General features: G+C 65.6%; 12 protein-coding genes. 8 read left to right on the top strand and 4 right to left on the bottom strand.

The window, feature by feature from the left end; translation table 11 throughout:
* The coding region (locus tag AC07Z7_RS15520; RefSeq protein WP_494766791.1) for a PAS domain-containing protein at positions 1–1,879 on the bottom strand (1,879 nt) is incomplete at its 3' end.
* 170 nt (positions 1,880–2,049) lie between these two features.
* Here AC07Z7_RS15520 and AC07Z7_RS15515 point away from each other — a divergent pair.
* Positions 2,050–2,424: a PilZ domain-containing protein gene (locus tag AC07Z7_RS15515; protein ID WP_494766790.1), complete on the top strand. Its 375-nt coding sequence runs from the start codon at positions 2,050–2,052 to the stop codon at positions 2,422–2,424.
* A 110-nt stretch (positions 2,425–2,534) separates the two neighbouring features.
* On the opposite strand, the gene AC07Z7_RS15510 is transcribed toward AC07Z7_RS15515, so the two are convergent.
* Positions 2,535–4,220 (bottom strand): long-chain fatty acid--CoA ligase, encoded by a 1,686-nt coding sequence (locus AC07Z7_RS15510; RefSeq protein WP_494766789.1) that lies wholly within the window; start codon positions 4,218–4,220, stop codon positions 2,535–2,537.
* A gap of 258 nt (positions 4,221–4,478) precedes the next feature.
* On the opposite strand from AC07Z7_RS15510, the gene AC07Z7_RS15505 reads away from it, so the two are divergent.
* A complete protein-coding gene (locus AC07Z7_RS15505) occupies positions 4,479–4,820 on the top strand; it encodes a hypothetical protein (protein ID WP_133066295.1) in 342 nt (113 codons plus the stop codon).
* 299 nt (positions 4,821–5,119) lie between these two features.
* The gene (locus tag AC07Z7_RS15500) at positions 5,120–5,746 is read left to right on the top strand and encodes a DUF4272 domain-containing protein (RefSeq protein WP_494766788.1); all 627 of its coding nucleotides are present in this window, start codon (positions 5,120–5,122) and stop codon (positions 5,744–5,746) included.
* 243 nt (positions 5,747–5,989) lie between these two features.
* Here AC07Z7_RS15500 and hrpA read toward each other — a convergent pair whose 3' ends face one another.
* Positions 5,990–10,072 carry an ATP-dependent RNA helicase HrpA gene (hrpA, locus tag AC07Z7_RS15495; RefSeq protein ID WP_494766787.1) on the bottom strand — a complete coding sequence of 1,361 codons (4,083 nt, stop codon included), beginning with the start codon at positions 10,070–10,072 and terminating at the stop codon, positions 5,990–5,992.
* Between the two features lie 107 nt (positions 10,073–10,179).
* Between hrpA and AC07Z7_RS15490 the strand changes: the two genes are divergently transcribed.
* The 4 genes from AC07Z7_RS15490 to argA all read left to right on the top strand — a co-directional run bounded on the left by AC07Z7_RS15490 (position 10,180) and on the right by argA (position 16,104).
* Positions 10,180–12,048 carry a serine hydrolase domain-containing protein gene (locus tag AC07Z7_RS15490; protein ID WP_494766786.1) on the top strand — a complete coding sequence of 623 codons (1,869 nt, stop codon included), beginning with the start codon at positions 10,180–10,182 and terminating at the stop codon, positions 12,046–12,048.
* A 328-nt stretch (positions 12,049–12,376) separates the two neighbouring features.
* Positions 12,377–12,628: a hypothetical protein gene (locus AC07Z7_RS15485; protein ID WP_094290600.1), complete on the top strand. Its 252-nt coding sequence runs from the start codon at positions 12,377–12,379 to the stop codon at positions 12,626–12,628.
* Between the two features lie 17 nt (positions 12,629–12,645).
* The gene (locus AC07Z7_RS15480) at positions 12,646–14,673 is read left to right on the top strand and encodes an AAA family ATPase (RefSeq protein WP_494766785.1); all 2,028 of its coding nucleotides are present in this window, start codon (positions 12,646–12,648) and stop codon (positions 14,671–14,673) included.
* Positions 14,674–14,757: 84 nt separating this feature from the next.
* Positions 14,758–16,104: an amino-acid N-acetyltransferase gene (gene argA, locus AC07Z7_RS15475; protein WP_094290598.1), complete on the top strand. Its 1,347-nt coding sequence runs from the start codon at positions 14,758–14,760 to the stop codon at positions 16,102–16,104.
* Here the strand turns inward: argA and blaACA are convergent.
* Positions 16,101–17,015, bottom strand: coding sequence for an ACA family class A beta-lactamase (gene blaACA / locus AC07Z7_RS15470; protein WP_494766784.1), 915 nt, complete (start codon positions 17,013–17,015; stop codon positions 16,101–16,103). The two genes, argA and blaACA, sit on opposite strands and share 4 nt — an antisense overlap.
* Positions 17,016–17,128: 113 nt before the next feature.
* Between blaACA and AC07Z7_RS15465 the strand changes: the two genes are divergently transcribed.
* On the top strand, positions 17,129–18,007 hold the full coding sequence (locus tag AC07Z7_RS15465; protein WP_494766783.1) for a LysR substrate-binding domain-containing protein: 879 nt from the start codon (positions 17,129–17,131) through the stop codon (positions 18,005–18,007).
* Positions 18,008–18,084: the final 77 nt, after the last annotated feature.

Genomic DNA, 18,084 nt, shown 5'->3' with positions numbered 1-18,084 from the left:
CGATGAACTCGTCGCCCCCCAGGCGGGCCACGGTGTCGCCCATGCGCACGCAGCCCGACAGGCGGGCCGCCACCTGGCGCAGCAGCTGGTCGCCCAGCTCGTGGCCCTGGGTGTCGTTGAGGTCCTTGAAGTTGTCCAGATCGACAAACAGCAGCGCCCCGCCCGTGCCCGACCGCGCGCTGGCCGCCAGGCTGTGCTGCAGGCGGTCGGTCATCAGGCGGCGGTTGGGCAGCCCGGTGAGCGGGTCGTAGAAGGCCAGCAGGCGGATCTCTTCCTCGGCCGCCTTGCGGCTGGAGATATCGGTCTGGGTGCCCACGTAGTGCGTGACCTCGCCCTCGGGCGAACGCACCGTGGTGATGGTGATCCAGGCGGGGTACTCCGTGCCGTCCTTGCGCCGGTTCCACACCTCGCCTTGCCAATTGCCGGTGGTGCGCAGCGCGTTTTTCATGGCGGCATAAAAGGCGGCATCCTGCCGGCCTGAGTGCAGCAGCCGGGGCGTCTGCCCCACCAGCTCTTCCACCGCATAGCCCGTAAGACGCGCATAAGCCTGGTTGGCCTTGAGGATGCGCTGGTCCGGCCCGGTGACGATCATGCCCTCGAACGACTCGAACACTGTGGCGGCGATTTGCAGCGACTCTTCGGCCTTTCTGCGCTCGGTGATGTCTGTGGAGATGCCACACAGCGCATGGATGCTGCCGTCGGCATGGCGCAGCGGGATCTTGATGGAAAGATAGACCCGCGTCTCGCCCGTGGCCAGCTGGGTGTTCACCTCTTCCGCCTCCAGCGTCTCGCCATCCTCCAGCACGCGCCGGTCGTTGGCGCGCAGCTGCGTAGCCGTGGCGGCATCGAACACGGCCGAGTCGTCATGGCCCACCACTTCGCTGGCCGATTTGCCAAACAGCTTGAGCGTGTGGTGGTTGGCGTACTGGTAGTGGTAGTCGCGGCCCTTGATGTAGATGAAGGCACCCACGCTGTCGAGGATGGTGGCCAGCTTCTGCTCGCTGTCTTGCAGGTGGCGGGTGCGCTCTTGCACCTGGCGGCGCAGCACCAGCGCTGCCAGCGCCGCCAGCAGCCCAAAAGCCAGCAACCCTGCGAGGCTCCACCACACCAGGGGCGGCATGCCCCCCTCCTGCGCCTGCACGCCCCAGCGGCGCAGCACCTCGGCATAGGCAGGGTCGGCACCACTGCGCCAGTCCTGCACCGACCGGTCGATGGCCGCCAGCACCTCGGCGTTGCGCCCGGGGGTGGTGGCAAAAAACAGCGTGGCTGGCTGAAACACGATGCCCGAGTCCGTCACGCCATAGCGGACCGAATGGAAGTTGCCAAACAGGTGATTGGCAATCACCGCATCGGCCTCACCGCGCTGCACCAGCGCAAAGGCTTCGATCAGGCTCGGCGCATCCACCAGCGACACCTGGATGCCAAAACTGTCCATCATGTTGAGGAAGGTGGCGCGCTGCACCGATCCCTTGAGCACCGCCACCCGCTTGCCTTGCAGGTCAAACAGCGAGTGGATCGCGCTGCCGTGCGCCCGGTAGATCTGCGACCAGCTGTGCAGCACCGGCAGGGTGTGGAAGTCATACAGCCCCTCGCGCTCGGGCGTGCGGGCCACGTCGGGCATCAGGTCAAGCTGGCCTGCGCGCAGAGCGTTCAGGCAGTCCTGCCAGTTGCAGGGCACAAACTTCAGCGTCCACTGCTCGCGGTCGGCCACCAGCTGCAGCAGGTCCACAAAAATGCCCGCAGCCTTGCCGTCGTCGTTGACAAACACCTTGGGCTCATTGGAATACACCCCCACCCGCAGCTCACGCGGCGCCGCAGACGCAGTGATCGCACCGACGCCCGCCCACAGCAGTGAGATCACCACAACCCATCGCAGCACGCCTGCAGCACGGCGACTGAACCGGTAAACGCCTGGACCCACGGCCTGACTCCATCCATCAATGGCGGAAGCCGCATGGTAACGAAAGCCCGCCAAAAGCTCCAAAGGCAATCTGACCGGGTGAGGGTTGGAGTAGCATGTGTCCACCACGCCTCGCTCAGGAGACAGCAATGCCCCATGAACGCCGCCATTTTGTTCGCGTCGGCTTTGACGCGCCGGCCCTGCTCACCACCTCCCACGATGCGTTCAGCGTGCATGTGCTGGACCTGTCGCTCAAAGGCGCACTGATCACCGTGCCCGCACAGGCCGAGCTGGAGCCTGGCATGCTCTGCCAGATCACCATCCCCCTGGCCGAAACCGGCAACCACATCGCCATGTCCACCGAGGTGGCCCATGTGCACGGGCTGCACACCGGCCTGCTGTGCCGGGGCATCGACCTCGATAGCGTGACCCATCTGCGCCGCCTGATCGAACTGCAACTGGGCGACCCGGCCCTGCTGGAGCGCGACCTGGGCGAGCTGACCATTGCGTCGGCTGCGTCCTGACACCGCACGGCCCGATCCGCGCCCCCAAAAGAAAGGGCTGCATCACCGGCAGCCCCCTTCGTCTCGTTCAATCACCCGCAGGGCTGCTGGCCCTGCCACCTTGCCAACGGCTACGCCGCCTCCTGCTCCTGCAGCGTGCGCCACATCACCTTGCCGCTGCCGCTCTTGGGCAACGCGCTCACAAACTGCACGATGCGCGGCACCTTGTACACCGCCATGTTCTCGCGGCACCAGTCGATGATCTGCTGCTCGGTGGTGTCCTGGTGGCTGGCGCGCAGCACCACCACTGCCTTCACTGTCTCGCCCCGGTAGCTGTCCTTGGCGGCAATGATGCAGGCCTCCTGGATCGCGGGGTGGCGGAACATCAGCGCCTCCACCTCGGCAGGCCACACCTTGAAGCCGCTCGCATTGATCATGCGCTTGAGCCGGTCGGTGAGGAAGAAATAGCCATCCTCATCCATGCGCCCCAGGTCGCCCGAGCGGAAGAAGCGTTTGCCCTCGAACTCGATAAAGGCCGACGCCGTGGCATCGGGCCGCTTCCAGTAGCCCTCGAACACCTCGGGGCCGTGGATGATGATCTCGCCCTGCTCGCCCACAGGCACCTCCTGCATGGTGTCGGGGTCGATCACCCGTGCATCGGTGCTCATGAACGGGATGCCCAGGCACTGCTGCTTGGGGTTGTCGGGCGGGTTGGCGTGCGACGGGGCCGCCGTCTCGGTCAGGCCATAACCTTCGGCATAGCGCAGGCCATAGTGATCCAGCAGGCGCTGCGCCACCGCCTGGGGCATGGCCGCCCCACCGCCGCCGATGTAGGCCAGGCTGGAGAGGTCATAGCTGGCAAAGTTCGGGCTGCCCAGCAGGTCGATGACCATGGTGGGGATGTTCGTCCAGGTGGTTACCCGGTAGCGCGAGATCAGGCGCCCAGCCAGGTCGCGATCCCACCGGGGCATGATGACCAGCGTGGCGCCGCAGTAGATGGACGTGTGCATCACGCTCACCATGCCGGTGATGTGGAACATGGGCACCACGGCCAGCGTCACGTTGTCGGCCGAACCATTGCCCCACAGACTGCTGGCCACCGCGTTGTGCATGACGCTTTTGTGCAGGTGCATGCAGCCCTTGGGCAGGCCCGTGGTGCCGCTGGTATAGGGCAGCAGCGCCAGGTCGTGCGGGCCCACCGCCAGCGCCGGAGGGGTATCGGTGCAGGCCACGGCATCCGCCCACGCATGGGCCTCGCCGCCATCCAGCGCGGGCAGCGGGTGCCGGGTTCCCAGCCACTCGGCCCAGGCCTCGGGCGGCGCATCGGCGCCTGTCACATTGACATCGAACGCATCGCTGAACTGCGTCACCAACAGGTGCGCCAGCCGTTCGGACGGGTGCAGCGAATTGCTCGCCTTGGCCATCTCCGGGGCCAGGTCGCCCGTGGTGATCGCCACCTTGGTGTCGGGGTCGGTGATGTAGTGCTTCAGCTCCTCGGCCCGGTTCATGGGGTTGACCGGCACCACCACTGCATTGGCCCGCAGGATGCCAAAGTGCGCCATCACCAGCTGCGGGCAGTTCTGCATGCACAGCACCACGCGGTCGCCGCGCTGCACGCCCAGCGCCGCCAGCCGCGCCGCCACCCTCTCTGCCCCCGCAGCCAGCTGCGCATAGGTCACGGTGCTGCCAAAAAAGACCAGCGCGGGCTTGTCCGGGTAACGCCGGGCGTTGGTGGCCAGGTTGTCCCACAGCGAGGTGGCTGGCAGGGTGATGGCATGCGGCAGGCGGCGGGGCCAGAACTTGTGGTGCGGACGCATAGGGCAGACAGTCTCCTTTTGCCCGCTAGCCTAGATGCCGCAAGGGGCACGGGCAATGGGGGTGGCCCGGTTCTGCGTCACCAAAGTGACCATGCTGCCACGCAGTGCAGCTCGGTACAGGCGAGAACGTATGTGCCGCGACAACACATGCGGTTGTGCTGGAGTCAAGTGTCAGATTCAGACTGTTGCAGTCGCACGCTCCGCGTTCGCGAATGAGTACTATCTGCCAGGAGCGGTCATCCGTAGACGAGGAATGTTATGACGACACTGCAAGATTCGGCCTCCAGCAATCCTCAGCACAAGCCAGAACTGGAACTGGGACTGTCGGATCTCCAAGCCCTGGAAGAGTTTGAGGCGAGAGCAAGCCGTGCTCAACCAACATTACTGCGGGTGGGGGCGCATTTGTACAGCGCGATGCCACTTGACCAGCTTTTGGCCAGGCTTGCTCAGTTTGAAAAACTGAGCCGCGTCGTGGTGGCGGATGACCGCGTGTATGACCGAGATATGCCCTCGGTAGAAATGTCGTTCAAATTGGCTTTCCCAAGAGCGCAGTTTCAATGGGATTCCGACGGAGTCATTGCCGGTAAGCACGGGCGTTAGCGGCTTAGTGACTGGCTGCTTCGGGCCCTGAGCAGCCGTTCAGAAGCGCCGCCTGGAAGCCGCCATTTACTTGCTGCACGCGGCTGTTGGAAATTTCGTTGTCTGCCTACGGCAAGCTATAGTTTGCCGAGCTGACGCATGCCGGGTTTCACGGAGTTTCTATACCTGGGCGTTTGAACAGGTCATCCCATGCAAACCTATGCGGCAAGCCACTCCCAGGAGAAATCAGTGTCCAGAATATCCCGCACGGTCCAGTTTATCCCGCAGGTTTTGCGGGATACATCACGTTCGCTGAAAACATGACGCCCGCGCTCGCTAAGACCGCCAGTCACGAGTTCCTTCGTCGTCACTCCGTCGAGGTGAATGAGACGCTCCCACTTCTTGAGTCGGTCGAGGAGTTGAGGCCGCAGGACGCTCGGTCGGTCGCTACGCGCATCGTTGTCCTGAATCACGCCATCGGTATTGGATTCGGCGCCGACGCCAGTCGCTTGAGAGCGTCGTTGGAGGAGTTCGGCCTTTTCGAGCACGCATCAGCAGGAGAGCAGGATCTGCTGAGCAGGTCAGAGCACACCCAGCAGGAGAAGGTGAACGCCACATGGCTGACCGAGTGCGTTCAGAGCCTCACGTGGTGTCTGGGCTTGGTGGAGTTGGACCCGTTCCAGAGGTGCGACGATGATCTTGCCAGCCACTTTCCGCGGCCGTTCACTGATCCGAGGGAGTTCATTTCTCAGGCAACGCTCCGTCCGCTTGATGAGATCTATCAGCAGGCTGATCTTCACTATCGCCTGCACTGGGCAGCCCGGAACGCTCGCCTCATGGGGCACCAGTCCACGGTTGATGAGGGACTGATTTCAGAGCGCCGGAAGGCTCTGGATTGGGTGATCGGCGTTGAGGCAGATTGGGATGAGATTCCACTTGATACATAGAGGGGCAGCGAACAAGACGCTGGACCGAATGACGAGGAGCGCGATCAGCCGCACGTTCCAAAACGAGCGTCAGTGGCGCGCTCCTCATCATCGGTCAGCTTTGCGTTGAGCGTCCGCCTTAATCTGCCGCCACAGGCCGCTACTGGCCGATAGTACTCATTCGGCGGGAAAGCTTGGATGACAGCAATCGCTGCAAAGCCGCCTGAAGCGCCCATAGTCCGGCCTGCCGCCCGTCCCCTTACATCAGCTATTCAACTGCGCCCACAGCTTGTCCAGCCGCTTAACACTCACCGGCTGCGGCGTGCGCAGCTCCTGCGCGAAGAAGCTCACGCGCAATTCCTCCAGCAACCAGCGCAGCTCTTGCATGCGCGCATCCACCGCGCCCTTGCGCTCGGCCACCAGGCGCCAGTAGCGTTGCTCCTGCGGGCGCAGCTCGGCCAGTTTGGCGGCGTCGCGGGCGGGGTCGGCGCGGACTTTGTCCAGGCGCAGGGTGATGGCCTTGAGGTAGCGCGGGAAGTGCGCCAGCTGGCCCCAGGGGGCCTGGGCGATGAATTGCTTGGGCACCAGGCGCTGCAGCTGCTGCAGTGCGTCAGCAGTTGCGTCGGGCGCGTTCTTGGTGTCCTTGATCTTGCGGGCGGCCGCCGCGTACTCGATGAGGATGGCGCCCGCGAGGCGCGCGACCTCGTTGGCGATCAGCGTGAGGCGGCCCCTGCCCTCTTCCACGCGGCGCTTGAAGGCGTATTCGTCGGTCGGCAGCGGGTCGAGCAGAAAGGCGCGGTCCAGCGCCACGTCGATGATCTGGGTGCGCAGCTCTTCCTGCGTGCCCAAGGGCATGTAAGCCACGGCCATCTTCTGCAGGTCGGGAATGTTCTTTTCGAGGTACTTGAGCGCATCCTTGATCTGCAGCGCAAACAGGCGGCGCAGGCCTGCGCGGTGTTTGGCGGCGGCCACTTCGGGCTCGTCAAAGACCTCGATGGTCACAGCGTCGCCGCCATCGATCAGGGCCGGGAAGCCGATCAGCGTCTGCCCGGCCTTCTTGATCTCCATGAGTTCGGGCAGCTCGCCAAACGTCCAGCTGGTGTAGCGCTGGCCTGCGGGGGCCGACGGTGTGGCCTGCGCCGCTGGTGCAGGTTGCGCGGGCGCATTTGCTCCTGATTTCATAGCTGATTGCGCTTTACCATCGCGCGCAGAGGGCATTTTTGACTCAGATTTTTGTTCCTCTGCCGCTGCACTACCCAGTTTGAGCCCCGCCAGCGCCTGGAAGGCGCCGCGCGCCTTGGCGCCCCACTCGGCCTTGAGGGCGCCCAGGTTGCGGCCATGGCCCAGCTGGCGGCCGTGTTCATCCACCACGCGGAAGTTCATGAACAGGTGGGGGCTGAGCATGTCGAGCTTGAAGTCGGCGCGCTTCACGTCCAGCGAGGTCTCGTCGCGCACCTGCTTGAGCAGTGCGTCGGTAAGGCTGCCAGTGCCAAACCGCTCGGGCGCGTTGAACAGCTCGGCCAGCCGCGCGGCCGATTCGGGCAGCGGCACAAAGCGGCTGCGCGGGCGCTGGTGCAGGCTTTTGAGCAGCGCCTGGATCTTGTCCTTGAGCATGCCGGGCACCAGCCATTCGCAGCGCTCCTCGCTCACCTGGTTGAGCACAAACAGCGGCACCGTCACGGTGATGCCGTCGCGGGGGTCGCCGGGCTCGTGCAGGTAGGTGGCGGTGCAGTCCACGCCGCCCAGGCGCACGGTCTTGGGGAAGGCGCTGGTGGTGATGCCCGCCGCCTCGTGGCGCATGAGTTCGTCGCGCGTGAGTTTGAGCAGCTCGGGGTTGGCACGGCTTGCGTCCTTGTACCAGCGCTCAAACGTGGTGCCGCTGCACACGTCCTGCGGTACTTGCTGGTCGTAGAAGGCGTAGATGAGTTCGTCGTCCACCAGCACGTCCTGGCGGCGAGACTTGTGCTCCAGCTCTTCGACCTTGGCGATGAGCTTCTGGTTGGCGGCCAGGAACGGCAGGCGGGTGTCCCACTCGCCGCCCACCAGCGCTTCGCGCAGGAAGACTTCGCGGGCGCCCTGCGGGTCCACCTTGCCGAAGTCCACGCGCCGGTTGTTGTAGACCACGATGCCATAGAGCGTCGCGCGCTCCAGCGCCGTGACCTGCGCAGCCTTTTTCTCCCAGTGCGGGTCCAGCATCTGTTTTTTGAGCAGGTGGCCGCCCACCTGCTCCAGCCACTGGGGTTCGATGGCGGCAATGCCCCGTCCGAAGAGGCGCGTGGTCTCAACCAGCTCGGCCGCCACGATCCAGCGGCCTGGCTTCTTGCTCAAGTGCGCGCCGGGGTGCTTGTAGAACTTGATGCCACGCGCGCCCAGGTACCAGTCTTCCTCGTCGCTCTTGACGCCGATGTTGCCCAGCAGGCCCGAGAGCATGGACAGATGGATCTGCTCGTAGCTCGCGGGCTGGGTGTTGATCTGCCACTTGTGTTCGGTCACCACGGTGAGCAGCTGGGTGTGGATGTCGCGCCACTCGCGCAGGCGGCGGATGCTGATGAAGTTCTGGCGCAGCAGCTGCTCGTACTGGCGGTTGCTGAGCTTGTGGGTTGGCGCTGGCGTCGCCACGCTGGCCACTGCGGGCACAGGCGCGGCCACCGCCGAGCGCTGCGCCACGGGCAGATGCGCCTGCGACGGCGCCTTCTGCTGCGCCATGGCCTTTTGCGCACGCGCCGACGGCAGGCTGGGCGCCCCGCCGCGGGCTTCGTTGATCCATTTCCAGAGCTTGAGGTAGCCGCTGAACTCGCTTTTTTCGTCGTCGAACTTGGCGTGCGCCTGGTCGGCCTGCTGCTGCGCTTCGAGCGGGCGGTCGCGCACGTCCTGCACACTCAGGGCGCTGGCGATGACCAGCACCTCGTCAAGCGCCCGGCGCTCGCGCGCCTCCAGGATCATGCGGCCCACGCGCGGGTCCAGCGGCAACTTCGACAGCTCCACGCCCATGGGCGTGAGTTCGTTGGCATCGTCCACCGCGCCCAGCTCAGACAACAGCTGGTAGCCGTCGGCAATCGCACGGCCCGAGGGGGCCTCGATGAACGGGAACTGCGCCACATCGCCCAGGTGCAGCGACTTCATGCGCAGGATGACGCCCGCCAGCGAGCTGCGCAGGATTTCGGGGTCGGTGAAGCGCGGGCGGCTGTTGAAGTCCGCCTCGTCGTACAGGCGGATGCAGATGCCGTTGGCCACGCGGCCGCAGCGGCCCGCGCGCTGGTTGGCGGCGGCCTGGCTGATGGGCTCCACCAGCAGCTGCTCCACCTTGCTACGGAATGAATAGCGCTTGACCCTCGCTGTGCCAGCGTCAATCACATAACGGATGCCCGGCACGGTGAGCGATGTCTCGGCCACGTTGGTGGCCAGCACGATGCGGCGGCCGGTGTGGCCGTCGAAGATGCGGTCCTGCTCGGCCTGCGACAGGCGGGCGAACAGTGGCAGCACCTCGGCATTGCGCATCACGGGCTGGTGCGACAGGTGCTTGCGCAGGTGATCCGCCGCCTCGCGGATTTCGCGCTCGCCGGGCAGGAATATCAGGATGTCACCCGCCGCGTTGCCCTGCCAGAGTTCATCCACGCCATCGGCAATCGCTTCGTTCAGGCCATGGTCGCGCGTTTCTTCAAAAGGCCGCCAGCGCTGCTCCACCGGGAAGGTGCGGCCCGAGACCATGATGACCGGGGCCGGGCCCTTGGCACTCTCGAAGTGCTTGGCAAACCGGTCGGCATCGATGGTGGCGGATGTGACGATGACCTTGAGGTCCGGCCTGCGCGGCAGGATCTGGCGGATGTAGCCCAGCAGGAAGTCGATGTTGAGGCTGCGCTCGTGCGCCTCGTCAATGATGATGGTGTCGTAGGCCTTGAGCAGCGGGTCGGTCTGTGTCTCGGCCAGCAGGATGCCGTCGGTCATGAGCTTGACGGAGGCATCGCGGCTGAGGCGGTCCTGGAACCGCACCTTGAAGCCCACCACGTCACCCAGCGGCGTGTTCAGCTCTTCGGCAATGCGCTTGGCCACGCTGCTGGCGGCAATGCGGCGCGGCTGGGTGTGGCCGATGAGCTGGCCTTTCTGCCCCGGCTTGGCATTGCACTTGCCCCGGCCCAGCGCCAGCGCAATCTTGGGCAGCTGCGTGGTCTTGCCCGAGCCCGTCTCGCCGCACACGATGATGACCTGGTGCTTGGTGATGGCCGCCATGATCTCTTCGCGCTTGCCCGAAACGGGCAGGGAATCAGGAAAAGTGATGCGCAGCGGCTCGGCAGTGGGGGCGGCGCGTGGGGCGGTGGGCGTGGGGGGGAGAGGCTCGGATTCGGTCATGAAGGCGTGCATTATCCGAGAGCCTGGGTTTTCGGTATGTAATGCGCACTTCCCGCCGCGCCCGGCGACGTCCCTGTGGCGTGTGCCACACCAGAAACGCGAACCCCATGCACTTGCAGACACCCGCCCACCTGCCCGTTGCCGCCGACCCTACACAGCCCCAGACTACGTCGCGCCGCGACTGGCTGGCCTGGGCAAGCACCACGGCCTTGGCCCCACTGCTGCCCGCCTGCGGTGGCGGCAACAATGCCGCCCCCCATCTGTCCGCCACCATGGCCTGGGGGCGCCATGAAATCCGGCAGGCCATGCAGACCAGCCAGGCACGGGCCGCCTCCATCGCACTGCTGCAGGGCGACCGCCTCGTCTGGCAGGAAGCCTTTGGTGTGGTGGACGACAGTTCCCGCGCAGCCGCCACCACGGACACGCGGTTCAACGTAGGCTCTGTGAGCAAGGTGCTGGCGGCGCTGGCCGTGATGATCCTGGTAGACCGCCGCCTGGTCGAGCTGGACGCGCCTGTGGCGCGCTACCTCCCACAATTCACCATGCTGTCGCCGGGCTACCGTGACATCACGGTGCGGCACCTGCTGAGCCATGCCTCAGGACTGCCCGGCACCCACACCCACAACATGTTTGCCCTGGCCCCGCTGCCGGGCTATGCCGCCGAGCTGGAGACAGCCTTGGCTGATGTGCACCTCAAGCACGTGCCTGGCGCGATGGCCGTGTATTGCAACGACGGTTTCACACTGGTCGAGCGCATCGTGCTCGCCATCACCGGGCAACCCTATCCCACGTTCGTGCAGTCTGCCATCCTCAATCCGCTGGGCATGGCACGCTCGGGCTACACGCTGCAGCCCCTGCCTGCAGGCAGCTTTGCCCATGGTTACATCGGCGATGTGCGGCAGGGCCAGGAGTTCGTGATGGGCTACGCCACTGGCGGCCTGTGCACCACGCCGGGCGACATGATGAAGCTGGCGGCCATGCTGATGCGGGGCGGCGAGCTGGACGGCCAGCGCATTGTCTCCAAGGAGGGCGTCACCGAAATGGGCAGCGCGCAGAACCAGGGCATGCGCCTGAACCTCACTCCCGAATGGCACTGGGGCCTGGGTTGGGACAGCACCCAGCACCCCGGTCTGGACGCGGCAGGCGTTGTAGCGTGGCAAAAGAGCGGCGGGACAATGTTCTACTCCAGTGATTTCTATGTGCTGCCGCAGGCGGGTATGGCAGTGCTGCTCACGGGCAGCGCGCCAGGGTTCAAGCCCGGGCCGATAGCCGAAGGAGTCCTGCTGCGGGCGCTGCAGGAAACGGGGAAACTGCGCGCGCTCCCCCCCAATGTATCGGCGGCCATCCCGGCACAAGCCACCATTTCTTCAGCGGCAGTGGATGCCCGGCTGGGCATCTACGGCAACTACGCACAGCCCATCAAGGCGGCATCGCCGGACAGTCAGCAGGTTGACCTGTCCGAATGGTCCGCCAAGCGACAGCGCTGGGAGCCCCTGAGCATCGGACTGCGCCTGCGCAGTGACGGATGGTGGTGGTCGGACGCCCAGCCCGGCAAACAATACCGCTGGGAGCTGGCCGAGGGCCGCCGCTACTTGATGTCCCGCGAGCTGGCCACCTCAGGGCACTACAGGATCACCATGCCAATTGCGCAGCAGATGCCACCTGCCCCGGCACCGCTGCCCGCCCCGTGGTCGGCGCGCCTGGGCAGCACGTGGCAGCTGATCAACGACGCCCCCGAATCTATCCCGCTGGCCATGGGCGTGGGAGAGTCCTCGCTCAAGGAACTGCAGGAGCTGCCCGGGTACCTGTTCTGGGACGACAGCCAGTTCCTGCTCCCCATGTCGGCAGACCGCGCTGGCATGACGGTGCAGGTGCCGCTCAATGCAGGCCGCGACCTGGTGGAACTGGTGGTGCAGACGCGCGACAAGGAAGAGCAGATGCACGCGGCGGGCTGGGTCTACCGCCGTAAGAGCTGAGCCCCCGCCCCATGCACCGGCGCACTGTGATTTTTGTGCGACATTTCCACGTGTTGCGAGCCCCGGCACTTGCCAGCTGCAACACGCCTCGCCACAATCGCGCCTTCTTTCAGCATCGTGCTGGCACATCGGCCAGCCCCTGAGAGCCCTGGAGGTCACCGCTATGTTTGTTCCCTTGTTCGCTCCCGCCTGACCACTGTCCACCGCCCCGGCTGGACTGTGTTTTCACGCATCCAGCCACGGCAGACAAGCGACCTCCTGCACCTCAGTGCAGCGCTCCACAAGCCCTGGCTACTTTGCCGGGGTTTTTTGTTTGTGGAACGCACACATGAGTGCCAAAAAACTGTCTCGGGCCTTCGCCCAGGGTGAAATCAAAAAGCTGCGCCGCATGAAGCAGCCCCTGGTGTTGAAACTCGAACCTTCGGGCCCGCCCCGAAACCCTGTGGCCGCCGCACTGGCCCAACGCAGCCTGTCCAGCGCAGCAGGCAAACACATCCGAGCCCGTGGCGCCCAGCGCCGTGCGGACACCGTCGCCCTGCGCAAGGCGACCCTGAACGCTCGCTTTACCGAGAGCGATTGACAAGAACGATAGAAAACATGGACCTTTCGACCCAAACTCCAACGCTGTCGCATGGGCAGCAACCGCCTACAGAGGCACACCGGGCCCTGCTGGCCCAGCGCCAGCAGGCGCTGGCACAAGCCGCAGCGCAGCTCAAAGCCGAGCTGTTCGGCATCGACGACGCGATCGACCGTGTGGTCGATGCCATCCGCGCCTGGTATGTGCTGCCCCAGCTCATCACCCGGCCCGTCATCGTCTGCCTGTGGGGCCTCACAGGCACGGGCAAGACGCAGCTCACGCGGCGCCTGGCGCAGTTGCTGGGTTTTTACGACCGTTTTGTGGAAGTGCAGATGGACGGCTTCAGCCACGGCGCAAGCTACCGCAGCTCGTCCATCTCGGGCATGCTCGGCGACTCGGGCATCCACGAGGGCGCGCCCGGCATCCTCGTACTGGACGAGTTCCAGCGCTTTCGCACCGTGGACCGCAAGGGCGAAGACGTGAAGGTGGAGCGCTACCAGGATGTGTGGACGCTGCTCTCCGACGGGCGCCTGCCCCCGGCCCTGAGCGCGCTCACCAACATCGAGCGCAAGCTGGCCGACGCGCACTACGAGGCTGAGCGCGCCGAAGATGGCGACGACGAGCGCGCAGGCAAGAAGCCGTACCGCTTCCAGCTCGATGCCTGGGATGCGCAGGAACTCAAGCGCATGCTCAAGCTGCAGGAGCCCCTGGCCGAGATCATGCAGTGGCCGCCCACCCAGGTGCAGGCGCTGTTCACGCGGTTCCAGCAGTCGCACCACGCGTGGGAAACCGACTACAGCAAGCTGCTGGTGTTTGTGTGCGGCAACCTGGACGAGATGTACCACGAGACCGCGCAACGCGTGGAAGACTGCGACACCGATGCCGACATCTTTCACCGCCTCACGCGCAAGCTGTCGCTCATCGATGTGAAGAAGGCATTGAGCGAGCGCTTCAAGCCCGAGCAGATCGGGCGGCTGGGCAACGAGCATGTGGTGTACCCATCGTTCAACAAGGCGACCTATAAGCAGCTCATCCGCAACCTCTGCACGCGCTACTGCGACGACATTGCCACCCAGTGTGGCGTGCGCTTTGCCATCGCCCAGTGCGTGCACAACGAGCTGTATGCCAACGCCGTGTTCCCGGCCCAGGGCACGCGGCCGCTGTTCTCGTCGGTGCACGCGATCCTGAGCGCCAACCTGGTGAAGGCCGCGCTGTGGGTGCTGGAGCAGGCGCTGCCGCTGGGCACCACCTACCCCATCACGCTTGCAGCGGACAAGCGCCACCTGGTGGTACAGGCCGAAGGGCAGCAGGCGCTGTTTGCCGTGACGCTGGAGCTGAACCGGCTCAAGCAACGCGCCAACGCCGACTTCCGCGCGCTGCTGGCGGTGCATGAGGCCGGCCATGCGCTGGTGTACGGACTGCTATTGGGCCAGGCCCCGCAGGAGGTGAAGATCAACATCGCATCCTTCGAAGGCGGCTACAACAGCTTTGCGGGCCTGAAGGTGACCACGCGCCAGAACGCGCTGGACATGATGTGTGTGGGCCTGGCAGGCCGCGTGGCCGAGGAGCTGGTGTTTGGCGAAATGGCCTGCACCACGGGCGCCGAGCAGGACTACAAGCAGGTGACGGCCGAGGCCGCGCGCTACATCCGCCACCACGGCTTTGGCGCCCGCCTGGCCCGCACCGATGTGACGGTGGAGATGGACCACCATATCAACACCGATGTGGCGCCCAGCAATGCTGCCATCGAGGCGCTGCTGCAAGCCCAATACCAGCGCGCAGGCGCCCTGCTGCGCCAGCACCAGGGCGCGCTGAACCGGCTGGTGGATGCGCTGATGGACCACGGCATGATCGCCCGCCTCGAAATGCAGGCGCTGATGGCACAGAGCGGTATCGCCATCGCGGTGCCGCCCGCGTCCGGGCCCGACGAAGCCCTGGTGCTGGAACCCTTTGCGGCGCGGCTGGCGGCGTTTCAGCGCCACACAGACGGCAGCGCTGCACCCGCTGTGGCGCCGAATGTGGCGCAGCAAAGCTCAGCATGCTTATGATGCGCGGTTTGGCGGCCCCACGGGGCCGCCTGCCGTTGCCGCTTTTTCCGTCATTCCAAGGCCCGCCCCACCGCTTGCACCGCCATGTCCGCCGTCTTCAACTTCACCTTCGTGCCCTGGTTCCGCTCGGTGGCGCCTTACATCCACAAGTTCCGCAACCAGACCTTTGTGATCGGGCTCACGGGCGAGGCGATTGCAGCGGGCAAGCTGCACAACATTGCGCAGGACCTGGCCTTGATCCAGGCCATGGGCGTGAAGATCGTGCTGGTGCACGGCTTTCGCCCGCAGGTGAACGAGCAGCTGGCAGCCAAGGGCCACGCGGCCAAATACTCCCACGGCATCCGCATCACCGACTCGGTGGCGCTCGATTGCGCGCAGGAGGCTGCGGGCCAGCTGCGCTATGAGATCGAGGCAGCCTTCAGCCAGGGCCTGCCCAACACGCCCATGGCAGGCGCCACGGTGCGCGTGATCTCGGGCAACTTCCTCACGGCGCGGCCCGTGGGCATTGTGGATGGGGTGGATTTTCAGCACTCGGGCCTGGTGCGCAAGGTGGACGTGGCGGGCATCCGCCAGACGCTGGACATGGGCGCGCTGGTGCTGCTGTCACCGTTTGGCTTCTCGCCCACGGGCGAGGCCTTCAACCTGAGCATGGAAGAAGTGGCGACCAGCGTGGCCATTGAGTTGCGGGCCGACAAGCTCATCTTCTTGACCGAGGTGCAGGGCATTCGCATGTCACCCACCGAACCCGAGAGCGACGACAACCCCATCGACACCGAGCTGCCCCTGGCCGCCGCGCAGGCCCTGCTGGCGCAGCTGCCACCCGCACAACAACCCACCGACACGGGCTTCTATCTGCAGCACTGTGTAAAGGCCTGCAAGGCCGGTGTGGAGCGCAGCCACATCCTGCCGTTTGCGGTGGATGGCTCGCTGCTGCTGGAGGTGTATGTGCACGACGGCATCGGCACCATGGTGATCGACGAAAAGCTCGAAGAGCTGCGCGAGGCCACCATCGACGACGTGGGCGGCATCCTGCAGCTGATCGAGCCGTTCGAGAAGGACGGCACCCTGGTCAAACGCGACCGCACCGAGATCGAGCGCGACATCGCCACCTACACCGTCATCGAACACGACGGCGTGATCTTTGGCTGCGCGGCACTCTACCCCTACCCCGAGGCCAAGACAGCCGAGATGGCGGCCGTAACGGTATCGCCGCAAAGCCAGGGCACGGGCGATGGCGAAAAGCTGCTCAAGCGCATCGAGCAGCGCGCGCGCCTGCTGGGGCTGGACAGCATCTTTGTGCTGACCACCCGCACCATGCACTGGTTCATCAAGCGCGGCTTCTCGCCCGTGGACCCGGACTGGCTGCCCGACGCCCGCAAGCGCAAGTACAACTGGGACCGCAAGAGCCAGGTGCTGGTCAAGAAGCTCTAAGAACGGGTGAAAGTCTCGCGCGCCGCCGCCACGGCGCGCGCCACCTGCGCAATTGCCGCATCCCGCTGCTCGGCAGACGCCGTGGAGCGTGTGAGGTAGCAGGTCACCAGCACCGGCGCACCGCCGCCCGGGGGCCACAACACGCCGATGTCGTTGGCCGTGCCGCTGTCGCCCGCCGTGCCCGTCTTGTCGCCCACCTTCCAGCCCGGCACACCGGCACGCAGGCGCTTGTCGCCGGTGCTCGTCTCCACCAGCCAGCGCTGCAGCCAGGCGCGGGATGCAGGGCTGAGCGCATCGCCCAGCACCAGTTTTTGCAGCGTCTGCAGCATGGCCAGCGGTGTGGTCGTGTCGCGCGGGTCGCCTACGGCCGCCTCGTTCAGCGTGGGTTCGGTGCGGTCCAGCCGCGTGAGCTGATCACCCAGCGAACGGACAAACGCGGTGAACCCCGCCGGGCCGCCGTGGCGGGCCATCAGCACATTGGCGGCGGTGTTGTCGCTCAGGCTCACGGTGGCCGCGCACAGCTCGCCCACCGTCAGGCCGCCGCCGTTGCCTGCGCGCGGGCCGCTCACGGGCGAATAGGCCACCACGTCGGTGGCGACGTAATGCACGCGCGCGTCCAGCCGCTCCCGGCCCTGGTCCACCAGCGCCAGCATCCAGCCCGCCAGCACGGCCTTGAAGGTGCTGGCCATGGCAAAACGCTCGTCTTGCCGCCAGCCCAGGGCCAGGGCGGATCCGGTGTCCAGCATGGCCACGCCCAGGCGGCCCTGGGCGCTGCGTTCGATGGTGGCGAGGGCATCGTTCCAAGCGCGGGCGGTCTGTTCGCGACTGGCTGGGTTGCTGGCAGCGGCACAACCCCACAAAGGCATGGCAGTAGCCGCCATCAAACCCAAGGAAAACTGTCTTCTTTGCATATCAAATGAAAGCGTGATGAGAAACAAGGCCCGAACGATACGGGGGTTCTACCCTTGGCACCATCTACAATAATTGCCAAAAGCCCCAAGAAAAACTTTTAGCTTCTGACAATATGCATTTGCCGCTCAACGCCCTGCGCGCCTTCGAGGCGGCTGCACGCCACCAGAACCTCACCCGCGCGGCCGAAGAGCTGCACGTGACCCAGACCGCCGTGAGCCAGCACATCCGCAAGCTTGAAGACCGGCTGGGCAAGCCGCTGTTCCGCCGCCTGCCGCGCGGGCTGGCGCTGACGGACGAGGGCCAGGCGCTGCTGCCCGTGGTGGTGGAATCGTTCGGCAACCTGCAGCGCGCGCTGGAAAAGCTGGGCGACACCCGCCCGCGCGAGGTGCTGACGGTGGGCGCCGTGGGCACCTTTGCCGTGGGCTGGCTGCTGCCCCGGCTGCGCGACTTTCAGCAGGCCTGCCCCTTTGTGGACCTGCGCCTGCTCACCCACAACAACCGGGTGGATATGGCGGGCGAAGGGCTGGACTTTGCCATCCGCTTTGGCGACGGCGCCTGGCACGGCACACATGCCGAACGCATCATGGACGCGCCCATGTCGGTGATGTGCACGCCCGCACTGGCCCATGGCCTGCGCACGGCTGCCGACCTGGCACGCCAGCCCCTGCTGCGCAGCTACCGCACGGACGAATGGGCGGCCTGGTTCGACGCCGCCGGTGCGCCCTGCCCCATGGTGCGCGGCGCGGTATTCGACTCGTCCCTCACCCTGGCCGAGGCGGCCGCCCAGGGCGCAGGCATGGCGCTGCTGCCAGTGCGCATGTTCACCCGCGAACTGCGCCAGGGCCGGCTGGTGCAGCCCTTTGCGCAGGAGCTGCACCGGGGCGCCTACTGGCTTACGCGGCTGCAGTCACGCCCCACCACCGGGGCCATGTCGGCATTCAGCGACTGGCTGCTGGCCCAGGCGCACGCAAGCGTTGAAGAATTTGAATGAATTGGGCCGCTTCCGCGCGCCCATATTGCCCCATATGCTATTAAATAAATAGCAAAAATATCAAAAGCAGCACAGCC

The organism is Acidovorax sp. GW101-11A03 (assembly GCF_059424825.1).
This window is presented reverse-complemented; position numbering and strand designations above follow the sequence as displayed.

Excerpts from the sequence above, each read along its gene's own strand:
- AC07Z7_RS15515 (WP_494766790.1), top strand. The coding sequence starts at position 2,050 with ATGCCCCATGAACGCCGCCATTTTGTTCGCGTCGGCTTTGACGCGCCG.
- AC07Z7_RS15510 (WP_494766789.1), bottom strand. The coding sequence starts at position 4,220 with ATGCGTCCGCACCACAAGTTCTGGCCCCGCCGCCTGCCGCATGCCATC.
- AC07Z7_RS15505 (WP_133066295.1), top strand. The coding sequence starts at position 4,479 with ATGACGACACTGCAAGATTCGGCCTCCAGCAATCCTCAGCACAAGCCA.
- AC07Z7_RS15500 (WP_494766788.1), top strand. The coding sequence starts at position 5,120 with ATGACGCCCGCGCTCGCTAAGACCGCCAGTCACGAGTTCCTTCGTCGT.
- hrpA (WP_494766787.1), bottom strand. The coding sequence starts at position 10,072 with ATGACCGAATCCGAGCCTCTCCCCCCCACGCCCACCGCCCCACGCGCC.
- AC07Z7_RS15490 (WP_494766786.1), top strand. The coding sequence starts at position 10,180 with ATGCACTTGCAGACACCCGCCCACCTGCCCGTTGCCGCCGACCCTACA.
- AC07Z7_RS15485 (WP_094290600.1), top strand. The coding sequence starts at position 12,377 with ATGAGTGCCAAAAAACTGTCTCGGGCCTTCGCCCAGGGTGAAATCAAA.
- AC07Z7_RS15480 (WP_494766785.1), top strand. The coding sequence starts at position 12,646 with ATGGACCTTTCGACCCAAACTCCAACGCTGTCGCATGGGCAGCAACCG.
- argA (WP_094290598.1), top strand. The coding sequence starts at position 14,758 with ATGTCCGCCGTCTTCAACTTCACCTTCGTGCCCTGGTTCCGCTCGGTG.
- blaACA (WP_494766784.1), bottom strand. The coding sequence starts at position 17,015 with ATGCAAAGAAGACAGTTTTCCTTGGGTTTGATGGCGGCTACTGCCATG.
- AC07Z7_RS15465 (WP_494766783.1), top strand. The coding sequence starts at position 17,129 with ATGCATTTGCCGCTCAACGCCCTGCGCGCCTTCGAGGCGGCTGCACGC.